The organism is Kosakonia cowanii JCM 10956 = DSM 18146 (genome assembly GCF_001975225.1).
Classification (GTDB): domain Bacteria; phylum Pseudomonadota; class Gammaproteobacteria; order Enterobacterales; family Enterobacteriaceae; genus Kosakonia; species Kosakonia cowanii.
This window is the reverse complement of the sequence record NZ_CP019446.1, coordinates 61135-75496: the sequence shown is the minus strand read 5'-3', so window position 1 is coordinate 75496 and position 14362 is coordinate 61135. Positions and strand designations below refer to the sequence as shown.

The following is a 14362-nucleotide window of genomic DNA, read 5'->3' as shown; positions in this document are numbered from 1 at the left end:
ATCCATGAAATTTGACCCGCAAACTGTCGCACATGCGAGGACGTTTGTAAACGCCCTGCGCGCAGGAAAGCCCGCGCACATTCCCGCCATGCCTTTTGCGCGATGGCAGGAGTTTATGACCACGGTTCACTCCGGTCTGGGGGCGTCTGCGGACGCAGATAATGGCAGCAGCGTTTATCCGGCGCTGGGACTGGCATAAGGGAGGCGGCCACCCCTGCGGGGGTGGCCTGCCACTGAAAGGGAGAATAGCGGTGAAAGACAGACTGAATGATACAGCCCCGGATCACACTGCGGCTGAGACAGTTCCGGCGACAGAGCTGGAAGCGCTGGCGGCACAGCTGCCGATCGCGGAGTTTCCCGTGGTGATACACGACAACCGACAACGCGTCAGCCTGGCAGCCGAAGCGCTGTGGCTGTTCGCGCAACGCACCGGCATGGCTGAAGATGGCGAGCCGGTGGGAAGCGTGATCGTCGATTTCATGGCAAGTATGATGCACCTGTGCCACCAGGTGGGGATCATCTCCCCGGCAGGTAACGGTCTGCCGGAACTGCTCAGGGTCGCTGAATTTCACTTTGATGCTGAAGAGGAAGACGATTTCTGAGTCCGTGCCCGGAACGGCAAAAGCCGGGAAGGGCGTTCCCCTCCGGGGAACCGGGCAGAGCGGGAACGCCTGCGGCGTACCCGCATACCACCCTCCGCCTCCTCACGCTCATCTACTCCTGTGTTCTGCTGCCTATGTGGGAGTTGCGCAGGATTAGCCTGGGCTGCTCACCATTGCCGGTTGGTTCTGGCAACAAAATAAAAATCAACTTCAAAATCAAGGGCAAGGGCAGGCCACCTTCGGCTCCCCGTCCGTACCGGCCGGGTCGTCGGCCCTACTCCGCCCGTCGCCCGCAGGCGGGCTCCAGTCTCCGGCCGAACCCCTTCGGGTTTCGGGCTTCGCTAGGGTCCGATGGAGAAGGTCAGGGGCACCGCTTGCTGCGACCGTACCGGTCGCGCCGCGTCCACCGCCCCGGCGTTGCCGGGGCTTTAAGGTCGCCACGCCGTTCCGCCGTGTCGGGTGCGCGCATTCTCTCAGCGTGGTGATGCCCCCCCCTTGCCGGCACTCACGCGGAGGGCTGGCTGTAGCACCGCCGGGTCGTCATCCGGGGGGTGAAATGCACTCCGCCAAAACTTTTTGCGAAGGGCCGCAAAAACTGTTGTCTCCGCCCCCCTCCTTCCTCCCGCGCCGTCGCTCCTTTGCCCTTTGCCGCGAGAGTACCAGCCAGGGAGATGGATTAACCATCACCACAGGAGAAAACCAGAATGCGCACACGAAACGTCAACGGCAAGACCGCCGGAGGAGAAACCGCCGGAAGATATGATCAAAACCTGACAGACAGTCAGATCCTGGATTTGTTTGACTGGGTGGTTTCCGCTGCGTGCGATGAACAGCAGCCGGAGGTGTTCTCTGTTCCCCCTGGTGCTGTTGAGCTGAATGTATTTGTGGAATGCGCCCCGGATTATTACGCCGTGTGGCTTCTGAAAAATATCCCGGTCGCGGCTGCTCTGCCACTGGATAACTTTTACCGTTTATTACCATCCTGAAAGGAGAATAATCATGATCCGTTTATCCACCCGTTACGCTGCCCCGAACACGATGCGTAATACCCGCCCGTTAACGAACGATGAATTACTGCGTGTCGTGCCGAGCGCGTTTTCGGTTGAAAAACATGAGTCGCGCTCTGAACGCTACACCTATATTCCGACCATTACTCTGCTGGATAAATTGCGTGAGGAAGGATTCGAGCCGTATTATGCCGGGCAGTCACGGGTACGCGATCCGGAGCGCCGGGACTTTACAAAACACATGATTCGCCTGCGTCGCGGAAATAACGGCAGCGGGTCAGAGGTGCCGGAAATTGTTTTGCTGAACAGCCATGATGGCTCCAGCAGTTATAAAATGATCCCCGGTATTTTCCGTCAGGTCTGCACAAATGGCCTGGTGTGCTGGAAATCGTTCGGCGAAATTAACGTGCCCCACAAAGGGGATATTGTTTCGCAGGTTATCGAGGGGGCATATGAGGTACTGGGCGTGTTCGATGCCGTCGCCGACAATATGGAAAAAATGAAAAGCATCCAGCTCGACAGCGCCGAACGTCGCCTGCTCGGCGCGATGGCGCTGGAATATAAATATGGCGAGGATAAATCGCCGGTCACTCCGGAGCAGATAATTCAGCCCCGCGCCTGGTATGACAAAGAAACCGATTTGTGGACGTCATTTAATATTGTGCAGGAGAATCTGATCAAAGGTGGCGTGCGTGGCAGAACGGCGAAAGGAAAAAAAACCACGACGCGACCGGTGACCGGGATTGATGGCGACATCAAACTTAACCAGGCGCTGTGGAAAATGGCGGAAGAGTTTGCCCGGCTGAAAAGCTGAATAAAAAACCCGGTTAACCGGGTTTTTTTATATCAGTCTCTCAGCGGCTGCGGCGTTATTTTTGCCGTCAGCTGCGATTCTTCGTCAGGTGCAGAACGTTGTTCAAGTATGGATTTTCTGGCCAGCAGAATGCGGTAAATATTTCTGATATCCTCGGCGTAGGCCCGTCGCTGTTTGATCAGGTTTTTCGACGGCCCGGTATTATACATTCCCACGCTGTCCCAGTTTTTTCCGTATGACCTGAAGTTATGCGCAAGAACCCATCCGCCGGTGTAAACGCACACGCAAGGATCATTAAGCAGATCCGCCCGCGTAATATTAAACTTTTTCAGTTTCCCGTAATGCGAACTGTTTATCTGCATCCCGCATACATCCTCCGAACCGTCATTGTTCGCTTTATTAACAGCAGCGGGCCGCAGTCGGCTTTCCCTGATAGAAATTGACATCAGCAGCAGCGGGTCGATTTGGTAATCCCGCCCTGCCTGGTCGAAACACATTTGCGGTGCTGCGCTGCAGGACATTGAGACGCAGAGCAGAATGAGACCGAATTTATTCATATTTATAACCTTTGCGTTTTGCGCGCGTGGAATGTCGCTGGAGCAGCGCAATAAAAAATACCCCCGCCGATCATTTAAATCAATACCCGCTCTTACAAACGCGCAGAGAGCGCTGCGGGTACGTGCCCGGAGTTAGTCTCTGATATTAAAGAGGCTCTGGTGTCGCTTATTATTGGCCGCTCTTTGCAAACATATAAAACATGACACCCCACGCAAGACTTCGTCTTGCAGGTTTTTCCTTTTGAATCAGGTAGTTGTACCTGTAAAATTGTGCGGATTTTAGAGTAAAACCAAAAGTATCGTACAATCCGACACTATAATGTCGGAGGTTCAGGATACATATATCGGAGGATTGTATTACCTGTTAGTGTCGGTATGTCGCAGGTTTATCGCAGGAATGTGGATATTCTTTAAAACCATTGCGATAGATATCGCACAGTGTCACACTAATGCTGCATTAGTGCTGCTTACGAACACCTGTATAAACCAGATTCCCGCCGGAATCGGTTTTTTCTGCCAGCACACAGCCATTGCATAACCACCGGCTTTTAACATCAGACATTGCTCCGTAGTGTCGCCTGCGACACTACCGAAACTCAGGAATTAATATGGGAAGAATAGGCGTTTACCTGAAAGATAAAATTGAGCGGGAAGTGCGTGATATTGTTCAGAAAGAATTAAATAACGGCGCGTCCCCGGCAGAAGTCAGCGTGTCTTCAACCTGCAATGAACTTATTCGTCTCGGGCTTCTGGTTTATAAAAACAATGATTCAGACGGGCCGAAGTTCGATCTCGAGGGCTACCGGCGCGACCTGATAATGAAAGCCAGCGGCACCCGTGAGGGTATTATGATTCTTACCGCGCTGGTTTGTGAGATGTACGTACAGAACAAAGGAAATGACGCGCAAATTAGCCTTGAAGACCTGATTAATCAGAGCATTTCAGCAATTAATCAGGCCGAGTCAGCAACCGAAGCTCACCATTTTCTGACCAAAGAAGAATAACAACCTGACCGGCTAAGCCGCCGGCCAGACCCGTCACGGTTACTCCGGTTTATTCCACGGAAGCGGCACATCCTCCGCTTCCGATAATTTCTCCCTGAGATACCACTCAAATGCCATGCACAGCACTTTAAGCGCCTGCACATCCTCGTTCTGGTCGAGAAGACGCTCGGTTAAATAACCCATAGAATTCATCAACCTTGTCAGCATTTCATCATTCAGGCTGCGTTTATGCACCCGCGCCATAATTCTTATTTCAGAGGCAAGATTTTCAGGAATGCGCATGCTGTAGCCTGACGTCTTTCCGGGAATTAACACCCGCACACCTTCACGCCACATCCAGGCAGGCTCATCGCGCGCCTTTTCCTTTCTGTTTTCATTTTCATCTTCATTACCATTGCTTAATAAATCACACAGCCACTCTTCAAACTTCACTGCCAGCGAAATTAACCTTTCCCCCTCAACTGTTTTAATAACAGGTACATGCGGCTGATAATTCAGTGAAATAAGCAACCGCGCGATAATTTCATCGTTAACACTCCTCTCACTAATTCGTGCACACACCCGCAGTTCCATCAGCAGATTGTCCGGTGCACGCAGTCGCCACTCCACTGTTTCGCCCGCAGTGAACTTCCGTGGGCGGCCACGCTTTTCCCACAGATTCTCTTTTACTTTCATATTCATAGATCCCTGACATCACAGGCGTCATACCTGCATGACTCAGGATATGTTGCGCCACTGCTCAGATAATTCCTAATGATGTTGAAAAGTGTGACGTAGCTCACAGTTTTTTTTTTTTAGGGTCATGAGATACTTATGCCCGCGTAAACAAGCACTTACGCAAACACATTTTGTTTACTTCCGGAGAAACAAGCATGTTCACTGAGGACAATGCCCTTAAGGTCACAAAGGGATGGGCGGTAGCGTCTTTATTTCGCAAAGCCCGTGAAAATATTCAGATGAGAAAGTATTTAAAAAACGGAGGATTAATTCTCCTTTCTCTTCTGGCCTGCAATTACGCATTTGCGGGTAGCACTGATTTACTGGCCTCACAGTCTTCTACCGTTTCCAGCACTTTCGGTCACGGGTCGTCACTTGAGAAATATTTCTACTACGCGGAAATCTTTATCGCTTTATTCCTGTACATTAAAGCCCGCTCCCCTCTGGTATTTCTCGGTCTCGTCATCGTCATTATTTTTACCCGCATGGGCTTCGCCATCGCAGGCTAAAAATGAACGGGGAAGATGATAAATATTACTTCCCGGAAACCCTCAATCAGCAGGCCCGATTCTTCGGTCTCCCCCTCGACGAACTCCTCGTTATTGCTCCCCTGACCTTACTGGGTATCGTCTGCAATATGTCGACCGCCCTGGGGATAGTTTCGGGCGTGCTGTGGTTAATAGTCAGGTATCTGAAAAAAGGGCAGGGCTCGTTCTGGTTACTGAATTTCTGTTACTGGCACCTGCCCACCTTTATTTTCAGGGTGACCTTCCGGTCAATTCCTGACTCAGGTTTCCGTCACTGGAGGGCGTGAATAAGTGAAAATGGATATCAAGCGAAGCCGGGATAAATACCTGCGACTCGCCTTTATCGGGATGGGCAGTTTCGCTGTTTTATGTACCACTGCAACGATTCTGAGCAGCTCTCTTGCGTGGCACTTTTACAGCACGCAAAGAACCATCACCACGCCCATGTCTTACAACCAGCCTTTCAGCTCCGATGCCTCATCTGCCGATACCGCAGGCATGAATATGTTCGCCACGTCATTCCTGTATCTCAGGCTGAACGTCAGCCCTGAGAACATCGACAGCCAGCAAAAGATGCTGCTCAACTATGTGCCCGCGCAGAGCCGCGACGCACTGAAAAAAGCGCTCGATGTGGAAGCTGACCGCATTAAAAAAGGAGGCCTCACCTGGCGTTACGATGTCCGCGCACTGCGCATGGTCAGCCCCGGCGTGATTGACGCAGACGTCGTACTCCACCCCTCAACCACCAACGGCAATATCACCACCGAACTGAAGGAGCAGGCACGCACTTACCGGCTCCGGATGCGTTATGAGAACGGCATCATCAACCTCGATGAAATGTCCGAACTCATGCCGGTCACCACTAACTGAATCAGGACTGCCCATGAAAAAGCGTTTTTCACCGGCAGCTGCTGCTGTGTTAATGGCAACGGTCATGTTCACAGGCGGCCTTCGGGCCGCCACCGGACCCGTCGCCATACCGTTTGAGAATGACGCATCATTCAGCGTTAATCTCAGTAACACCAACCCCAACAAAATCATCATTGACGGGGAACTGGTGACCAGCATCAGCGGGCCTACAGGTGCCTACGACCAGGACCACACTGCCGATGGCGCATTACTGCTCTCGCCACTCGTCGGTCAGAATTTCACGATATTCATCCAGACTGCCGGCGGTGCGGCGCTGAGCCTCAACGTCACACCGAAACCCGGCACGGGTAAGACACTGCACTTCACCCCGCTCACCGCACCAAAAGTCGCCAATGAGGATGCTAAAGCGTGGGAAGAAGGGCAGAGCTATGAAAAAACCCTCGTCAGCCTCTCCCGTACCATCGCCCTCGGCGATGTGCCGGAAGGATATAAAGAGTTACCCGTCAGCCGCATGCCGGCCTATAACCCGGCTGTCACCGTCAGGCTGACCCCGGAGCGCCAGTTCACCGGCTCCCACCTGCGCGTTGTGCGGTTTCGCATGACAAACCCCGGCGTGGTCACCACGCAGTTGCGCGAGCGTGACTTCTGGCGCAAGGGCGTCCGGGCCGTGATGCTGTCGCAGAACCAGCTTTACGCGAACGGGCAAGGGTATGTGTGGGTGGTGTTCTCTTATGACGGAGAGCCGCGCGCATGAACCTCAATGTGAAAACCCGCCGCACACAGCTCGCCATACTCATCGGCGTCCTGGCCGCTGCCGGCGTCACCACTGCCCTGGTGCTGACCTTCGGCACCGAGGATAACAAAGCACAGCAGGCGCAGAACGCGCCCGCGCCCAACATGACCGGCGTCGTCACCGCCACTTTTGATGAGCAGGTCAACCAGTCTGCGATGGCACAACAGCAGGCCAGAACGTCCGCACTCGAAGCGCAGCTGGCCCAGCTCGCGCAGTCATTTGAGCAGAGCAAAACCACTTTCAGCCAGCAACTGCAGAAGAAGGACGCTGAAATCCAGCGACTCAGCGAGCAGATGCAGACGAAGCCGGGTGCCACCGGCAGCAACGGACAGCCCTCCGGCCAGCAGACACCACCTGCTGCCGCAGACGGCACACCACTGCCGGGTCCCGTTGCTGCCGGTCAGGCCAGACTCCCCCAGTACACTGTAACCCCTGCGACAGGCACACCGGCCGCCACCGGTCCCGCCACCACGCAGGGCGCCGGATTCTATCCGGGCGGCAGTGGTAATCGCATGAGCGGGGGAATGCAGAAAACGTCATTTAATTATGAAAGCCTGAAAAAGAAAGCCACAAAGCTGCCCTGGATATCGTCCGGCTCCTTCTCGGAAGCCGTGCTGATTGAAGGTGTTGACGCCAACGCCAGCGTCACCGGCCAGCAGGACTCAAGACCCGTGACCATCCGCCTGCTGGGCAAAACCACCATGCCGAACAACAAACAGTACGACCTGAACGGCTGCTTTATCGTGGGTGAGGCATGGGGGGATATCTCCAGTGAGCGCGGTAACGTGCGGACACGCTCCATCGCCTGCAACCTGAAAAACGGTAAGGATATCGACATGGAATTCGAAGGCCATGTCAGCTGGCAGGGCAAGTATGGCATCAAGGGCACACCCGTCATGCGTAACGGCAAAATCATCGGGTATGCCGGCGCGGCCGGATTCCTGTCAGGAATTGGCGAGGGCGTCAAGTCAGCTGCCACGCCATCTGTCGGACTGGGGGCAACCGCGAACGTCAGCGCCGGGGATGTGTTTGGGCAGGGCCTGGGCGGCGGGGGAAGCAAAGCAGCTGAAACGCTGAGCCAGTACTGGATTAAGCGCGCCGAGCAGTATCACCCCATCATCGATATCGGTGCGGGTAATGCGGTCACCGTGGTGTTCCAGAAGGGCTTCCAGCTCGAAACCCGTCAGGATATGGAAGAAGCGAAAGTCCTGGCCGAAGCACAGAAAGCCGGCCAGACAGCACAGAATGCCGTCAGCGGAAACACTGCCCAGGCTGTCCCGGCGTCCTCAACCTCCACGACCTCTGTCGGCAACATCGATCCGGATGAAGTCATGCGGCAGGCGCGTGGCCTGAAGATGGGTGACACCATTAACTGAGGCCAAAAGCATGAATGATGACTACAACATCACGATCCTTCGCAAGACTGGCAGTGATATTCAGAAATGGGAGCGCAACGCCTTTACCCCCCGCCAGGTGAGTTTTTATGTGGTGCTCTTTGTGATTGTCATGGCAGTCGCGGCGGGGAACGAGCATATCCCTGTGCTTTTAGGGATGGTTATCGGAGCAGCGACAGGCGTCATGTTCCTTATTCCGGGATGGCGGAATGATAACTGGCCCCGGGCGATACGCCGGCGACTGTCTCACTACCGGCCCCGTAACAAGGCAGCCTGGCAGCACTTTCAGGAGACCATTGAACGGAAATGGCGCATGGACCCGGTCGACCTGCGGACCTGGTATGAAAGCGAATGCATGACCGTCTTTCACCCGGAAAAAACAACGCCGCAGACTCAGGCGAATACGCCGGATAAGGCAACGGTGAAAACATGAGCAAAACACAAAGCAGAAAGCAGCTCCGCAAAATCGGCATGGATATCCAGTTGTGGGAGCATGGTCGCTTTACACTCCGCAGAGCGGCATTTTATGTGGTTGTCCTGATGTTGCTTTTCGCGGTGATGACCCCGGTTGCTTTACTGTTTTACCTTTCCGCCGGGGCTTTAATTGCTGGCTTCTTCATCTGCGCCGGGCTTATCGCATATTTTTGCAGGAAACTTCTGCCCGGATGGGCAGAAGACGACTGGCCTGGTGCGATAGACAGAAAACTGGCCGTGTACCAGCCCTGCAACCATTCTGCCTGGCGATGCCTTCAGGAGGCTGTCAAAAGTAAAGGCGGCATTGAAAAGGACGACCTGCGAACCTGGTATGACGACGAGTACAGGGTTGTCTTCCGGCAAACAGACAAACCACTGCCGCATTTCCTGGAGAACACCCCGGATAAGGCAGAGCAAGAGGATGAGCAGTTGCCATGAATCGTTATGCAATGCACACCCTGATGCTCGTTACGCTGGCCCTGCTCGTCTCCCTTGTGCTGATGGTCAGCGCCACTAAAAGCGAGGCTGCTCAGCCTGACTTCATAACGCCGCTGCAGTGCTGTTCCTGCAGTGTCAATCCACTGGAGGGGTATTCTCATCATGAGCTTAATTAAAAAAGCCGGCTTCGCCATGCAGTGGCTCTGGCTGGCGGTACTGAGTTACGCCTTTGGCCTCACAGTGTATGCCATGCAGATACACAAAGGTCTGGCAGGGTTTTACTGGTCATTCTGGCGGGTCGCGCTGGCCATTACGGTTATCTGGCTGGTGAGTATGGCGATACATCTCAGCGACAGGAAAAGGGATTTATCGGTCGGGGCGGTATTGGCAACAGTCATCCCCTGGGTTGCCTTAGCGTGTGTCTGGCTCATGAAACTGTATTTTGACTGGACGTTCTCGTGGCCCCCTGCGGAATGGGTCCTTATCGCTTTTCTCGGTGTTTACAGTTTTCCGCTTCTCTGTGGCGTCGCGTACCTCGCAAAAGTCAGTCTTTGACCGCCACTTTATAACTGCACTTTCTTACCCATTTTCTTAACCCGGAGTCATCCATGCATAAATTACTGGGTGCTGCACTGCTGTGCAGCGCGCTGACCGGCTGCGCCGGTATGAATTCAGATTTCGACTGTAATGCCACCGCCACCGATAAATGCCTGACCACCGCTGAGGCCAATGCCCTGGCCGCAAAGGGAAAAAGCATTAACGACATCGGTCAGGACGCTGCCGTAAAAAAGCCTGCGGGTGAAACCCTGCCGGCACTGCGTAACACGGCACCGGCGGTCAGTTCTTCCCGCCCCGTATCTGTCGCAGCAACCGGTGTCATCGCCCCGCGCCCGATCGCCACCGTATCGTCACCGGTACGCAGCACCCTGACCGGCCCGACTGCACAGACAACATCGTATGTGTCGCCGGCGAGCTCTGTCAGCGGCGCAGGGCGCGTGACCGCGCAGCGTATCCCCGACGCCACACAGCGACTGTGGATTGCCCCGTGGGTCGACACCGACGACAACTTTCATCAGCCCGCCGTCGTGGAGTTTGTGAAAAACAAATCTCACTGGGATGAGGGGTTCCGCGTTATCGGGGAGGGCGATGAATGAGCCGCAAGTCAGCCCGGCGCGTCTGCCGGACCGGCAACGTTATCTGCACCGGGAAACCGGCTGCCGGTAAAAGCTTCCTGCTGTATTACACCCTTGTTGCGAAAGGCCTGGTGCAACCAGGCGATATCGCAGCCCAATTGCACCAGAATGAAAGGAATTATTAATGTCTGAATTTTTAGAAAGCATGATGGATTTGCTGAAAAAGGGCGGCCAGAAAGATGGCTCCGCGACGGCGAAAGCCAACCTGCAGCAGACCTGGGATTATCCCTCCCTGACCGCAGCCCTGCCGTGGCGTTATTACGATGACGCTAACGACATGTTTATCAATGCCGGCTCAGCGGGTTTTATCGTTGAAGCGGCCCCTCTGCCGGGCGCGAATGAGCAGGTGGTCGCCGCGCTGGATGACATGCTGCGTAAGAAGCTGCCACGCAAAACGCCGGTGACCGTCATCATGGTCGCCAGCAAGTGTGTCGGGGAGCGTATCTCGCACGGCGTCAGCGCCGACATGTGGAAAGGCCCGATGGCCGCACATCTCAACCGCATTACCCGCGCATTCTGGGAAAAATCAGCTGTGGAGGGACTGGCCAATGAACGGGAGTATCCGCTTTACCTGCGAAATTACCGCTTATTTATTGTGTACGGCCGTAAGGCTCGTCACTTCACCCCGAAAATAACGGATGAACTCAAGCAGATCCGCAATACCATCCGCGTGTCACTGAACGCCGCGCGTATCGACTCAGTGAACACCACAGCAAACGACTTCCTCTCGCTCATGCGTGAACTTGTTAACTACCGTTCAGAACAGGTCATGCCTGCCGGTGATGAGTGGAACACCGAGGAGGAGATGAACCGTCAGGTGGTCGATCAGGGTATCGATATCAAGGTTCGCCCGTCGCATATCAGCCTGGCGCTGCCGGACACCATCATTGAAAAGCAGATGCGGGATAACGCCGGTAACGCAACGGAAGTCCGGCAGACGCGCGTGGCGGCCTCATCGTGTCGCGTGGTGAACATGCAGCTGACCAAAAATCCGACGCGTTTTGCACTCTGGCAGGGCGCTGACAACCTTCAGAACCTGCGCTTTCCTGACCTCGGCATCCCCTGTCCCTTCATGCTGACCTGGACCATCGAGCTGGAAGAGCAGACCCGGAGCCAGGGCGAGGCGCTGCGCAAGAATATGGATCTCGGCAAAAAAGCCAGCTCGGCCTACGCCATGCTGTTTCCGGGGGTGAAAAAACAGGCGGAAGAATGGCGGAAAATGCAGATGGAGCTGGGCACCAATGAGGTGTCCCTGTGCCGGTACTATTTTAACCTCACCCTGTTCACGCCGGATAATGACGCAGATGCGCTGTCCTGCGAGCTGGCCGCCATTAACGTATTCCGTAAAAATGAGCTGGAGCTGACCACTATCCAGTATCAGCAGATGCGTAACTGGCTGGCCTCCATGCCGTTCATGATGCAGGAAGGGATGTGGGAAGACCTGAAAGCCACCGGTGCCACACTGCGCGCCAAGAGCTGGAATGCCGTCAACCTGATGCCGGTGGTGGGTGAACGTCACCTGTCACGGCGCGGCATGCCGCTGCCGACCTACCGCAACCAGACTGCTTTCTTCGACATGTTTGATGAGGCGAACGGCAGCACCAACTCCAATATTGCGGTGACTGGCACGTCCGGGGCGGGAAAATCGTTTCTCGTTCAGGGGGTACTGCGTGATGTCCTGAATTCTGGCGGATTTGGCTGGGTCATCGACATGGGCGACAGCTACAAAAACTACTGTAAGCAGGCCGGGGGCGTCTACCTCGACGGGGCCGAACTGCGCTTTAACCCATTTGCCAACATCCGTGATATCAGGGTTTCAGCTGAGGGGATTGTACGGCTTCTTGCCGTACTGGCCAGCCCGACAGAGGCGCTGGACGGCGTATGTGAAGCCATCCTGCAGAAAGCCGTGACCGAGGCATGGGAGAGTAAAGGGAACAGGGCGCGCATTGATGATGTCCATGCCTATCTCACCAGCCCGGAGGTCAACAACGGGTTTCAGGATCGACCAACGATTGTGGCCCGTCTTGCCGAGCTGGCCCTGTTGCTGGAAGCCTACTGCAGCTGGGGTTCATACGGGGAATACTTCAACGCCGAGAAGCCGACGCTCGACGAAGATACGCGCTTCGCCGTGCTGGAGATGCTCAGTCTGGAAAACAAACCGAAGCTGCTCAGTGCCGTCCTGTTCTCGCTCATTCTGGCGATTCAGGAAAAGATGTATCACAGCCCGCGTAACATCAAAAAAGTGGCCATCATCGATGAGGCCTGGCGACTGCTCGGGGGCTCTAACCCGCACGCTGCCACCTTTATTGAGACCGGCTACCGTACCGTGCGTCGTCACCGTGGCGCATTCATCACCATCACCCAGGGTATCAAGGACTTTACCGCCAGTAAGCAGGCGGAAGCGGCCTGGAACAACAGTTCCACCAAAATCACCCTCCTGCAGGATGCAAAGGCCTTCAAACAGTATCTGGCGGAATATCCCGATCAGTTCACTGAAATCGAAAAAGAGGTCATCAAGTACTTCCAGCCCGCCATCGACACCGGCTACAGCTCGCTGTTGATCACGATCGGCGAGCGCAGTTCGTTTCATCGCCTGTTTGTCGACCCGGTCACGCGCGCCATGTTCAGTTCGCGCGGCGAAGACTTCGCGTTCATGCAGGAAGAGCAGAAAAAAGGGGCCAGTTCCGAAGAGGCAGCATACCGGCTGGCAGGCATCAAATATGGTCAGGAACTGGCGGAGCTTGAGGAATGGGTGAAAAAAGCTTGAGTGATAACAAACCTTATGACGCGGAGGTGGTGCGTGACGGTGTGACGCTGGCGGGCAGTATGGCATCGCGCTGGCCGAAGCTGGTCGCGTGCGGCGCGGGCGCGCTGCTGATTGTGACCGGCATCGCCTGGGGCGTGGCCAGACTGGTGACCCCGCAGGTCGTGACGTTCGACATGAAGGGCACGATGGACATCTTCATCCAGCAGTCTGCGCAGCAGAAACTCGATGAGGCGAGGGCGAAAGCCCTGGTCAGTCGTTTCAACCAGGCCATGATCGACAGCCTGGCCGCGTGGCAGCAGAAGCATAACGCGGTGATCCTGGTACAGCCGGCCGTGGTGAGTGTGCAGCCTGACATTACCACGGCCATCCGCAACGATATCGCGGCGCGGATGCAGTCTCCTGGCAGGGAGGTGAAATGAACCTGACCCGCTGTCTGGCCGTGATGCTCCTGGCGGGCATCACGGCCGGTGCCGGGGCAAAAGACCTCGGTACCTGGGGGAATGTGTTTGAGCCGCAGGAGCAGGACATGCTGGTTTTTATCCAGAAGCGCCTGCAGTCGATGGAGCAGAGCGGTGAGCTGAACCAGCTGCGCAACGAGGCGGTTGAGCGCGTTAAGCGTAACGCCGTCAGGCCGCCGCCCGTTGCCGGCCTGACGCCTGCCGAAAAGTACCGCGCCTTCAGTTATGACCCCACCTTTACCGTCAACGAAACCATCACCGATATGCAGGGCAACATTATTGCCCGCAAAGGCGATCAGGTGAATCCGCTCGACCGGGTGCCTTACAGCCAGACGCTCTACTTTCTCGACGGCGACAACCGCGGGCAGGTGGCCTGGATGAAGCAGCAGCTGGGCGGCGCGACGGATTTCAAAATCATCCTGGTGAAGGGAAACATCAAGGAAACCAGCGATGCCCTGAACGAACGCATCTACTTCGATCAGGCCGGCGTCCTGACCACGAAATTCGGGTTTGAGCACACCCCGGTGCGTATCACGCGTGACGGGCGGGTTCTGAAGATTGAAGAAATACGTTTACCGGAGGTGAGTCAATGAATGGCAGTTATCTTCTTATAACTTACACACTGTTGTTAACACCGCTGCCGGCGTGGGTCGTTGCCGGTACGGTCAGGGAAGAAGACCGGCGGCTGTCCATATGTGCCTCAGTGATTACGTTTCTTATCCAGTGTGTTGCTATTGCCATTCTCTG

The 14362-nt window shown here is 55.3% G+C and carries 21 protein-coding genes; 19 read left to right on the top strand and 2 right to left on the bottom strand.

Annotated features, from left to right (window positions below; all coding sequences use genetic code 11):
• Positions 1-4: 4 nt before the first annotated feature.
• From BWI95_RS22385 to BWI95_RS22370, 4 genes are all read left to right on the top strand, one after another.
• Positions 5-199, top strand: coding sequence for a hypothetical protein (locus BWI95_RS22385; RefSeq protein WP_054804692.1), 195 nt, complete (start codon positions 5-7; stop codon positions 197-199).
• A 52-nt stretch (positions 200-251) separates the two neighbouring features.
• Complete coding sequence (locus BWI95_RS22380) at positions 252-602, top strand: hypothetical protein (protein ID WP_054804693.1); 351 nt, start codon at positions 252-254, stop codon at positions 600-602.
• A gap of 704 nt (positions 603-1306) precedes the next feature.
• The gene (locus BWI95_RS22375) at positions 1307-1588 is read left to right on the top strand and encodes a hypothetical protein (RefSeq protein WP_054804373.1); all 282 of its coding nucleotides are present in this window, start codon (positions 1307-1309) and stop codon (positions 1586-1588) included.
• Between the two features lie 16 nt (positions 1589-1604).
• Positions 1605-2423, top strand: coding sequence for a DUF932 domain-containing protein (locus tag BWI95_RS22370; protein WP_076770405.1), 819 nt, complete (start codon positions 1605-1607; stop codon positions 2421-2423).
• Positions 2424-2455: 32 nt separating this feature from the next.
• Here BWI95_RS22370 and BWI95_RS22365 read toward each other — a convergent pair whose 3' ends face one another.
• On the bottom strand, positions 2456-2980 hold the full coding sequence (locus BWI95_RS22365; protein ID WP_076770388.1) for a lytic transglycosylase domain-containing protein: 525 nt from the start codon (positions 2978-2980) through the stop codon (positions 2456-2458).
• Between the two features lie 608 nt (positions 2981-3588).
• Here BWI95_RS22365 and BWI95_RS22360 point away from each other — a divergent pair.
• The gene (locus BWI95_RS22360) at positions 3589-3984 is read left to right on the top strand and encodes a relaxosome protein TraM (protein WP_054804372.1); all 396 of its coding nucleotides are present in this window, start codon (positions 3589-3591) and stop codon (positions 3982-3984) included.
• A gap of 39 nt (positions 3985-4023) precedes the next feature.
• Here BWI95_RS22360 and BWI95_RS22355 read toward each other — a convergent pair whose 3' ends face one another.
• Complete coding sequence (locus BWI95_RS22355; protein ID WP_054804375.1) at positions 4024-4659, bottom strand: Arc family DNA-binding protein; 636 nt, start codon at positions 4657-4659, stop codon at positions 4024-4026.
• 197 nt (positions 4660-4856) lie between these two features.
• On the opposite strand from BWI95_RS22355, the gene BWI95_RS22350 reads away from it, so the two are divergent.
• Genes BWI95_RS22350 through traW form a run of 14 tightly spaced genes read left to right on the top strand, consistent with a single transcriptional unit; the run spans position 4857 to position 14208 of the window.
• Positions 4857-5210 (top strand): type IV conjugative transfer system pilin TraA, encoded by a 354-nt coding sequence (locus BWI95_RS22350; RefSeq protein ID WP_042718119.1) that lies wholly within the window; start codon positions 4857-4859, stop codon positions 5208-5210.
• Positions 5211-5212: 2 nt separating this feature from the next.
• Positions 5213-5515: a type IV conjugative transfer system protein TraL gene (gene traL / locus BWI95_RS22345; RefSeq protein WP_054804371.1), complete on the top strand. Its 303-nt coding sequence runs from the start codon at positions 5213-5215 to the stop codon at positions 5513-5515.
• A 10-nt stretch (positions 5516-5525) separates the two neighbouring features.
• A complete protein-coding gene (locus BWI95_RS22340; RefSeq protein WP_312200805.1) occupies positions 5526-6098 on the top strand; it encodes a TraE/TraK family type IV conjugative transfer system protein in 573 nt (190 codons plus the stop codon).
• Between the two features lie 13 nt (positions 6099-6111).
• Positions 6112-6852, top strand: coding sequence for a type-F conjugative transfer system secretin TraK (gene traK / locus BWI95_RS22335; protein ID WP_076770387.1), 741 nt, complete (start codon positions 6112-6114; stop codon positions 6850-6852).
• Positions 6849-8267: an F-type conjugal transfer pilus assembly protein TraB gene (gene traB, locus BWI95_RS22330; protein WP_076770386.1), complete on the top strand. Its 1419-nt coding sequence runs from the start codon at positions 6849-6851 to the stop codon at positions 8265-8267. The genes traK and traB overlap by 4 nt, the downstream gene beginning before the upstream one ends.
• A gap of 10 nt (positions 8268-8277) precedes the next feature.
• Complete coding sequence (locus tag BWI95_RS22325; protein ID WP_076770385.1) at positions 8278-8718, top strand: hypothetical protein; 441 nt, start codon at positions 8278-8280, stop codon at positions 8716-8718.
• Positions 8715-9197, top strand: coding sequence for a hypothetical protein (locus BWI95_RS22320; protein WP_054804368.1), 483 nt, complete (start codon positions 8715-8717; stop codon positions 9195-9197). Before BWI95_RS22325 ends, BWI95_RS22320 begins: the two co-directional genes overlap by 4 nt.
• Positions 9194-9373 (top strand): hypothetical protein, encoded by a 180-nt coding sequence (locus BWI95_RS22315; RefSeq protein ID WP_054804367.1) that lies wholly within the window; start codon positions 9194-9196, stop codon positions 9371-9373. Before BWI95_RS22320 ends, BWI95_RS22315 begins: the two co-directional genes overlap by 4 nt.
• On the top strand, positions 9360-9752 hold the full coding sequence (locus tag BWI95_RS22310; protein WP_054804366.1) for a hypothetical protein: 393 nt from the start codon (positions 9360-9362) through the stop codon (positions 9750-9752). The genes BWI95_RS22315 and BWI95_RS22310 overlap by 14 nt, the downstream gene beginning before the upstream one ends.
• 53 nt (positions 9753-9805) lie before the next feature.
• Positions 9806-10351: a type IV conjugative transfer system lipoprotein TraV gene (gene traV, locus BWI95_RS22305; protein ID WP_076770384.1), complete on the top strand. Its 546-nt coding sequence runs from the start codon at positions 9806-9808 to the stop codon at positions 10349-10351.
• Positions 10348-10515: a hypothetical protein gene (locus BWI95_RS23475; protein WP_156884961.1), complete on the top strand. Its 168-nt coding sequence runs from the start codon at positions 10348-10350 to the stop codon at positions 10513-10515. The genes traV and BWI95_RS23475 overlap by 4 nt, the downstream gene beginning before the upstream one ends.
• On the top strand, positions 10515-13157 hold the full coding sequence (gene traC, locus BWI95_RS22300) for a type IV secretion system protein TraC (RefSeq protein WP_076770383.1): 2643 nt from the start codon (positions 10515-10517) through the stop codon (positions 13155-13157). Before BWI95_RS23475 ends, traC begins: the two co-directional genes overlap by 1 nt.
• Positions 13139-13576 (top strand): type-F conjugative transfer system protein TrbI, encoded by a 438-nt coding sequence (gene trbI / locus BWI95_RS22295; protein WP_076770382.1) that lies wholly within the window; start codon positions 13139-13141, stop codon positions 13574-13576. Before traC ends, trbI begins: the two co-directional genes overlap by 19 nt.
• Complete coding sequence (gene traW, locus BWI95_RS22290; RefSeq protein ID WP_054804365.1) at positions 13573-14208, top strand: type-F conjugative transfer system protein TraW; 636 nt, start codon at positions 13573-13575, stop codon at positions 14206-14208. Before trbI ends, traW begins: the two co-directional genes overlap by 4 nt.
• The last annotated feature ends 154 nt before the right edge of the window (positions 14209-14362 follow it).